This is a genomic window from Roseibium sp. (genome assembly GCF_025698965.1).
Taxonomy (GTDB): domain Bacteria; phylum Pseudomonadota; class Alphaproteobacteria; order Rhizobiales; family Stappiaceae; genus Roseibium.
The window spans coordinates 1-8,567 of sequence record NZ_JAILWL010000281.1; the positions used below are offsets into that span (position 1 = coordinate 1).

The window sequence follows — 8,567 nt, forward strand, 5'->3', positions numbered from 1 at the left end:
CGGAAGAAACACCAAGTGTGGTCGGTGACGCCAACGGATTTCTCAGCGCGATTTGAAGAAGTACGCCTGAAAGCGACAGGGCGGCCCCACATAACAGAGCTGTCGCCATGCGCGGAAGCGTCGAATAAAGCGCAATCATGCGCTCTACATTATAACCTTGCGGCACGCTGACGAGCACGGGCAAATAGCGGGAAACCAGTGTCCAACCGATGGCGCTCGCCACAAGAAGCATGGCACCAGACAGCCAGGAGGCCCGGTTGGGCATCACTTGGACGTTCATAAGATTTCCTGCTCCAGATAAGCCGTGATCAGGCGGGCAAATCTCAGCGCCGACGGTACCATTCCGAAAGTCAGAACCGGCGGAAAGACTTTGAAGTTCCCTTCCTGGACAACCGGCATGGATCGCCATATCGGGCTGGTCTCCAGGGTTGGTTTGATTTCCTCGACCATGGGCTCGAATGCGATGAGATGCATTTCAGGCGGTGCTGCGCGAGCCAGTTCCTCCAGTCCCACAGTCGCAAAACCCCAATAGTTGGTGGGGCGCGTCCAGGCGTTGTTCAATTCCAGTCTGTCGAGCACATCCTGATACAAACCGCTCGCGCCATAGACCCGAACATGCCGGTCATCCATGAAATTCACCAGAGCAACAGGCGGTTGATTCTTTCCGGCTAGGCGAGACCGCAGAGTATCGAATTCAACATCGGCAGAACGGAGGTAGTCTTCTGCCTCGGCTGCAATTCCGGCAAGTCGCCCAAGTTCTCTCGTTTCCTGAAAGGCGTTAACGAGCGGGGTTCCGGTTTGGTCGTACACCGAGACCATGTAAACCGGCGCAATCCTTTCAAGTCGGCTTCTGAGAGCGTCTGTATAAGGCGTGGTGATGATGAGATCCGGCCTGAGAGAGGCTATGACTTCCAGATTGGCGACAAGATCCTGACCGACATTGACCACCGATCGGGGCAATTCCGGTTCGACGACCCATCGATCCCACCGGTCGCTCGATTGCACGCCGGCTGGTGTCACGCCGATGGCAAGGAGCGTTTCGGCGGCGGCATAGTCCAGCGACACGATTTTCGGGGTGGAAGATGCGGAAGCCGGCAGGCTCGCTCCGGCAGCAAGACACCAGATACCTTTCAGAAACTTGCGCCGGTCAATCGACATAGGCCAACACTCCCTGCTCCGCTGGATGCGGAACTACGCTCATTGAAATTCCGAAGACATCCTTCAGAACCGGCGCCTGCATGAGTTCTGCCGGCGATGCGCTTGCAACACAGTGACCGTTCTTGAGCGCCACCAACCGATCGCAGTAGCGCGCCGCCATGTTGAGGTCGTGAAGAACAACGACGACAGTCAGCCCGCGTGTCTGGCTGAGATTGCGGAGCAGGTCCAGTATTTCAACCTGATGGGCGATATCCAATGCGGAAATGGGTTCGTCCAGCAACAGGCATCTGGCATCCTGAGCCACCATCATTGCGATCCAGGCCCTTTGCCGCTCACCACCTGAAAGCGTGTCAACGAGACGGTCCGCCAGATGAAGAATGTCGGTCAACTTCATGGCATCTTCGGTCTTGTCTGCATCCGTCTCACTATACCGGCCAAAAGCCCCGTGCCAGGGATACCGGCCAAGCGCTACCAGTTCCCGGACCAGAAGTCCTCTAGTGGGCGGAGTATCCTGAGCGAGATAGGCTACGGAACGCGCAAACTCGCGCCGATCCCATTCCTGAAGCGACTTGTCACCAAAAAACACATCTCCGGACGATGCCGACATCTGGCGTGCGAGCAGCTTGAGCAATGTGGATTTACCGGAGCCGTTATGACCGATAAGTCCGGTGACAAGCGAAGACCGGAATTTCAGCTCTTCTATCGAAAGAAGCAGCTTGCCTTCAATTTTCACACTCAGATTTCGACATGAAAAGAGTGTTCCATCGGGATGTTCCTCGGGGTCAGGTTTCAGTGGCATTGATCTGGTCATTCGTTTTTCAATGGTCGCAAGGAAGGCTCCGCCAGTATCACCGACGAAGCCTGAAGCATCAGAATTTGACGGTGTACTTGGCTGAGAATGTCGTTCCCGGCGCTTTCGCATAATAGTAGTCGTCATACCCGTAGGACTGGACCGAATAGGACTGCTGCAACACCGGCACATAGTCGGCGTTCAGAATGTTCTCGACCCCAAGAGACAGTTTGGATCTTTCGTTCACTTTGAAATCGGCAAACGCGTCCATCACGAAGTAAGGGTCAATGGACTCCAGCCCTGTGAACTGTTCGCTGTCCGGGTTCCTGTAACCGGAATAAAGCCCCTGCAGGCGAAAGTTCGCCCAGTCCCACGGCGTATATTCAACATAGCCGGTGAGTTTCAGCGGGGAGATACGGTCTGAACCGAGATCGGAATCATATTTGCCGTCGCCGTCCGTATCGTATTCGCCTTCGAGCCAGGTAAGCGTGCCGCCGAAGGTGATCTGGTCCGTTGCCTCGTAATTGGCTGCGACTTCGATGCCCCAGATCTGTTCGGGCGAAAGCACGATGTCCAGATTGGCATCGTAGGTCACCCCATTGTCGGACTTGTTGTAGAAGCCGGTGACAGATGCATCCCAGTTATTGCCAATGGCGCGGACACCGAGCTCATAACTGTCTGTCTTTTGGCCATCGTCGGAAAGTTGCGAAACATTGGTGAAATTAGAATTGTACAGGTAACGTCCAAGATCTCCCAGCTGGAAGCCCTGCGAAAACCCGCCAAAGACCGTGAATTTGTCGTTGAGGTCAAAAGACCCGCTGATATTGAACAATGGCTCACGGAACGTCAGCGTACCACCGGTAACGGACGTGCCGATCTCGTTGACGTAATCACTTATGTCGACTGAAAGATGTTCGTAGCGCACACCGGCGGAGAGGATTGCCCGGTCATTGAACAGATCCGCTCTGACCTGAGCAAACGGAGCAATTCCGGTCAGCTCATATTTTGGTGTATCAACCGGACCGTCAATCGGATTGACCTTGGTCTGGTCGTTGAGCACGTCAAGACCCCAGACGATGTCCACCGGGAGGCGATCCCACGGGAACGGTGTGTCAAAGGTTGCACGGCTACCGATCTTCCGGGACTCCGTTTCATACTGATCGTATTGCGTGCCGAAAAACTCGGTCCGGGTAAAAGTTGTCGTGTTGTCGTTGTAATAACTCTGCAGCTCAAATGTTCCGCCGAGAACGTCATCATTCTTGTAGCTGCCGTTGAGCGTCAAATTGTCGGTGCCGGGCGTCCGGGTGTTCAGGTTTCCCCTGGACGGAGTGGCGCTGGTGTTCGACTGGCGGCTGCCACCGGAAACAATTCCTGCCCAGTCGCTGTCTTGCCAGTAGCTGTATCTGTTGGCGCTGATTTCGATCTTGTGGTTCTCGTGTTCGTAGCCAAGTTTGCCAAGAAAATTATAGGCAAAGATGTCGTCTGTACCGCCTTGGGTTCCAAAGGAATCCGGTGGGCGGCGTTCGCCATCGGCCGTGAAGGACGCTCCGGTGTCTTCCCAACTCCCGTTGACGAGGTAGAAAAAGCCGTTCCTGGCCCCCGAAGCCCCTGCTTCAGTCAAGTAGGAGAACGATTCCGTCAGGCTGGTCGGCGATGCCTTGATGCCGATACTGATCTGGGCGTTAAACTCACCGTCTTCCGGCTGCTTTGTGATGATGTTCACAAGGCCGCCCGGTGCCCCGAAACCATAGGCAGCCGTCGCACCGCGAACCACCTCGATCTGCTGGATCGCTGTTGTGCTGATGCTGTTGAGCGCACGATAATTGTTGTTCAGGTTGTTGGTCTGCGGCACACCATCGATCAGGGTCAGGAAATTGCGCCCCCGCAAGGTCTGCCCATACTCCGTGAGATTTTCCGTCGACTGGCCAAAACCCGGAACTGTCTTGGAAAGAATCTGACCGATATTGCTGTTGACGTTCGACTGCCGCTGAACCTGATCCTCTGTCACCACCGAAACGGACACAGTTGCCTCGGAGATCGGTGTTTCGGTTCTGGTCGCCGATTTGACGACAATGAGATCGAGAAGCATTGCATCTTCCGCGCTGAGTGCCGGTTCGTCTTCAAGTGTTAAATCCTGCGCGGAAACGCCTTGCACAGCTGCAAGAAGCGTGGCTGTCACCAAGCCAGAATATTTCAACATATGCCCTACTGCCCGTTTTTGAACGCATCCTGGCTTTTGGCTTGGACATTTTTTCCACGGATGGTTTATAAATCTTGAGTAAAAAATACAAGAATTAATATGAGTTAAAGCTCATATTTTGAATCGCATCGTGACAAAAAAGAAACACAGCCGCACTCGATCTCTTTTTCCCTTTAATTACAATAATTTAATGATAAACACCGAGGAATTTCCCTTAAACGTGTTGGTCAGCCGCCTGAGGATTTGTACGAGAGGCATGCCGTTCAAACATCGTTTGAAATCTGCTTTCAAACAGTCTAAATCGGCATGATGAATTGAGGAGAAGTCATGGAGCCGGAATCAACTTCCAAGCGATTGCTGAAAACTGCCGAGCGGTTAATGGCGGAAAAAGGCATCTCCGCAACTTCGGTTCGGGAGATCACAGACGCTGCCGAGGCCAATGTTGCTTCGGTGAACTATTATTTCGGAGGAAAGTCCGAGCTTCTGCTCCAGCTTCTCAAAAACCGGTTCCTTCAACTTGATGTCGAGTTGCTTGCCAGGGTGACCGCGGTTGAAGAAAATGCGGCGGGTGGAACTCCTGAAATTCGCGACCTGACTGGAGCCTATTTCGATGCCCTCGCCTATTTGGGTTTCAACCACGAAACGGGTGAACTCGACACTTTCATCCTGCTCATTCAACGAGCCTCGGCCGAACAGGAAGCAGTGCTTGACAGGGCACAGGACTATAACGCTCCCGGAATAACAAAACTGATAAACCTTCTGGCGATTTCCGTCCCTCCTGAACGGCAGGATCAACTCGACATACCGACTCTCATGGGATTGATGTTCACTGCGTCGGTAACCGCAATGGTCGCCATGAAGACGGAGAAAAAAAACGATGTTCTGTTCTCAGCAATTCGGGACTTTCTGGTCGCTGGCGTAGAGGCCTACATGCGGCGATTTGCAGACTAAGTTCCGTTTCCACCTATTGAAAAATGCTGTTGAATTTGGCATCACCTGATGACCTGTTGAAACGACGATCCCAAAGTCGAAATCACAACATACGCTCAGCCAATCCCTTGGAATAGCCAGGCGTCCAGAAATGGAGACGACCGTGCACGCATTCCGTTGGGCTGCCTTTTTCATAGCAGTTGGGCTTGGTACACACACAGCCCTGGCAAACGAAGTATCAATCGAAACAGCAACCGGGAGCGTTGACGTTCCGGTTAAACCGGAAACTATCGCTGTCTTCGACATTTCAGCGCTGGACACACTTGATGCTCTGGGTGTTTCCATCGCCGGGACACCAGCACGGGTCTATGTCGATTACCTGCAGAACGCGGCAGACGGCGCCGAGAAAGTCGGCAGTCTGTTTGAGCCCGACTTTGAGGCGATCAATGCGTTGCAGCCAGATCTCATTGTCGCCGGGGGTCGTTCCTCAAAGCAGGTTACGGCCTTGTCGGAATTTGCGCCAACAATCGACATGACAATCTGGGGTGACCGATTGCTGGACCAGGCAGTCGCCCGACTGAACGCCTATGGCAAGATTTTCGACAGGGAAGAGCAAGCGAAGAAACTTGAAGACGAGTTGACCGATGCCGTCGATGCCGTGAAAAGCCAGACCGCAGGCAAAGGAAAAGCGCTCATCGTTTTGACCAATGGCCCGAAAATCAGCGTTTACGGCAAGGACTCGCGCTTTGGCTGGCTGCATACCGAGCTTGGTATTGAACCGGCCATCGAAGATGTGAAAGCCTCGACCCATGGGGAAGCCATATCCTTTGAATTCATCCGGGACACGAATCCGGACTGGCTGATCGTTATCGATCGGGCAGCTGCAATCGGGGAAGATAGGACGCTTGCCGCTGAAACTCTCGATAACAAACTGGTGGCCGACACCAAGGCCTGGAAATCCGGTCAAGTTATCTATCTGGACGCCGCCAAAGTCTATATCGCAGCAGGTGGATATCAATCCTTGACGGGCACACTCAGCGACCTGTCCGAGGCCTTTGCCAAAACCAATTAACCGGACAGATTTCCTTGCGCCTTCAATCCACGGCCCCACGCTCTGCTGTCGTATTTCGACCGTTTGCCTTGGCGATCATTCTATCAGGACTGATCCTCGGCAGCCTTGCGACCGGAGCCGCGAACGTGTCTCTGTCGGGTCTTTTCTACGGCGGTGAAGGCGGCGATCTACTGATTGTCTCCAGGCTTCCCAGAACTCTGGCCGCGATCCTGGCCGGTTCCTCTCTGGCTGTGGCAGGCGTGATCATGCAGATGCTTGTGCGCAATCGCTTTGTCGAACCGGCAACCACCGGAACCGGGGAATGCGCCACGCTTGGACTGCTGGCCATGACGCTCCTGATGCCGGAGGCTCCGATCCTGGCCAAAATGGCGATTTCCAGCATCGCGGCATTTGCCGGAACAGCAGTCTTTCTGGCGCTGGTTCAAAAATTGCCACCAACTCAACCGCTCCTGGTGCCCTTAACCGGGATCGTCTACGGCGGTATCATCGCCGCGATCACGACCTTCATCGCCTACCAGAACGATCTCCTCCAATATCTTGCCATTTGGATGAACGGTGAATTTTCAGGTGTCCTTCAGGGGCGTTATGAATTGCTATGGGCATCGGGCGCCGTTGCACTTGTTGCCTACTATTATGCCGACCAGTTTACCGTTGCCGGTTTCGGAAAGGATGCTGCCATCGGCCTAGGGCTGAATTACCGGGTCGTTCTGCTGATTGGGCTTGGTATTGTCTCTTTGATCACTTCTTTCACCGTTCTGACCGTAGGGTTGCTTCCCTTTGTCGGCCTTGTCGTGCCAAACATCATAAGCCGGTATCGGGGAGACAATGCACGAACAACTTTGCCACTTGTCGCCCTGATGGGAGGCGCTCTCGTGCTTGCAAGCGATCTGCTCGGCCGCTTAATCCATAATCCTTATGAAATTCCCGCCGGCACAATTTTCGGGGTCCTTGGCACTGGCGTCTTCCTTTGGCTACTGTTTGCAAGGCCTGCACGTCGTGGATAGGAAACTCCTGCTTCTTGGCTTGTGCGCCGTTCTATCCATCACCGCGTTCATGGTGCTGGGCGCGCGTGGCAACTGGGATTTCATTCTGGCCTTTCGCGGAAAAAAACTGATCGCGCTGATCATCGTTGCCACAGCCATTGCGGTCGCGACCGTCGTCTTTCAGACGCTGACGAGCAATCGCATCCTGACCCCCTCGATCATGGGCTTCGATGCACTTTACGTTCTCCTGCAGACAGCGCTGGTTTTCGTCTTCGGCGGCCTGGGATACGTAACGCTGCAGCCGGAAATGAAATTTGGCCTGGAATTCGTGCTCTTGTCTGCGGCCGCCCTGTTCCTGTTCGGCAGTCTGCTTGGTCAGGGCATGCAGGATCTGTTCAGGATGCTGCTGGTCGGCGTCGTGTTCGGTATCCTGTTTAGAAGCCTGACCAACTTGCTCTACCGGATAATCGATCCGAACGAATATGCAGTCATCGAAGGGTCGATATTTGCGAGTTTCAATCGGGTGGATATCGGTTTGCTCGCCTACGCGGCACCGATCATTCTCATCTGCTGCGCCATCGTCTGGAGGAAGCGACATATCTTCGATGTCATGGCTCTGGGTCGGGATCAAGCGATTAGCCTCGGCCTCAATCACAGACGCGAGTTGCTGATCGGCCTGACGCTCGTAACAACCCTTGTGGCAACATCAACAGCACTGGTGGGACCGGTTGCGTTCTTCGGTTTGCTGGTGAGCGCGATCAGTTACGAGATTATGAAAACGCATCACCATGGACCGGTGTTTCTAGCTGCTGCCTTGATCGCAATAACTGTTCTGATCGGTGGTCAGGCAATGTTTGAACGCGTGCTTGGCATGGGCGCCACGTTGAGCGTCGTCATCGAATTCCTGGGAGGGTTCGTGTTTCTCTTTTTGATCCTCAGAAAGGTCAGGGCATGATTGAAATCGAAAATGTCACCTTTCATCACGGCAAATCCCCAATCCTGAAAGATGTCTCTCTGACGATTGAAAAAGGTGGGATTACCGCTCTTATCGGCCCAAATGGCGCCGGCAAGTCGACACTCTTTGCGTTGATGGCGCGGTTGCTGCCACTGCAGTCCGGCAAGATTTCGTTCGACGGCATGGATGTCAGCCACAGCATGTCGAGGGATCTGGCAAAGAAACTTGCGATCCTGCGACAGGATACTCACGTTGCCTCGCGCATTTCCGTTCGTGACATGGTCGGCTTCGGCAGGTTTCCGCATCACCTGGGACGAGCCACCAAGCTGGACCGGGACAAGGTGGACGCTGCACTGGAAGAATTCGGTCTCACCGACATCCCCGAACGCTTCATTGACGAACTTTCCGGAGGCCAGCGGCAGCGGGTACTTGTAGCGATGGCCTATGCCCAGGACACCGAATATCTGCTACTGGACGAA

General features: G+C 54.1%; 9 protein-coding genes. 5 read left to right on the forward strand and 4 right to left on the reverse strand.

The window, feature by feature from the left end:
* From K5905_RS20630 to K5905_RS20645, 4 genes are all read right to left on the reverse strand, one after another.
* Window positions 1-280: iron chelate uptake ABC transporter family permease subunit (locus K5905_RS20630; RefSeq protein WP_297587153.1), on the reverse strand; the 280-nt coding region annotated here is incomplete at its 3' end.
* On the reverse strand, window positions 277-1,158 hold the full coding sequence (locus tag K5905_RS20635; RefSeq protein ID WP_297587155.1) for an ABC transporter substrate-binding protein: 882 nt from the start codon (window positions 1,156-1,158) through the stop codon (window positions 277-279). The genes K5905_RS20635 and K5905_RS20630, both read right to left, overlap by 4 nt.
* Window positions 1,148-1,969, reverse strand: a complete 822-nt coding sequence (locus K5905_RS20640; RefSeq protein ID WP_297587157.1) for an ATP-binding cassette domain-containing protein — start codon at window positions 1,967-1,969, stop codon at window positions 1,148-1,150. Before K5905_RS20640 ends, K5905_RS20635 begins: the two co-directional genes overlap by 11 nt.
* 58 nt (window positions 1,970-2,027) lie before the next feature.
* Window positions 2,028-4,148 carry a TonB-dependent receptor gene (locus K5905_RS20645; RefSeq protein ID WP_297587159.1) on the reverse strand — a complete coding sequence of 707 codons (2,121 nt, stop codon included), beginning with the start codon at window positions 4,146-4,148 and terminating at the stop codon, window positions 2,028-2,030.
* Window positions 4,149-4,475: 327 nt separating this feature from the next.
* On the opposite strand from K5905_RS20645, the gene K5905_RS20650 reads away from it, so the two are divergent.
* From K5905_RS20650 to K5905_RS20670, 5 genes are all read left to right on the forward strand, one after another.
* Complete coding sequence (locus K5905_RS20650; protein WP_297587161.1) at window positions 4,476-5,099, forward strand: TetR/AcrR family transcriptional regulator; 624 nt, start codon at window positions 4,476-4,478, stop codon at window positions 5,097-5,099.
* 142 nt (window positions 5,100-5,241) lie between these two features.
* On the forward strand, window positions 5,242-6,150 hold the full coding sequence (locus K5905_RS20655) for a siderophore ABC transporter substrate-binding protein (protein ID WP_297587163.1): 909 nt from the start codon (window positions 5,242-5,244) through the stop codon (window positions 6,148-6,150).
* 14 nt (window positions 6,151-6,164) lie between these two features.
* Window positions 6,165-7,154, forward strand: a complete 990-nt coding sequence (locus tag K5905_RS20660; protein ID WP_297587165.1) for an iron chelate uptake ABC transporter family permease subunit — start codon at window positions 6,165-6,167, stop codon at window positions 7,152-7,154.
* A 49-nt stretch (window positions 7,155-7,203) separates the two neighbouring features.
* A complete protein-coding gene (locus K5905_RS20665) occupies window positions 7,204-8,088 on the forward strand; it encodes an iron chelate uptake ABC transporter family permease subunit (protein ID WP_297587169.1) in 885 nt (294 codons plus the stop codon).
* A partial coding sequence (locus K5905_RS20670) for an ATP-binding cassette domain-containing protein (protein WP_297587167.1) occupies window positions 8,085-8,567 on the forward strand: 483 nt, incomplete at its 3' end. The genes K5905_RS20665 and K5905_RS20670, both read left to right, overlap by 4 nt.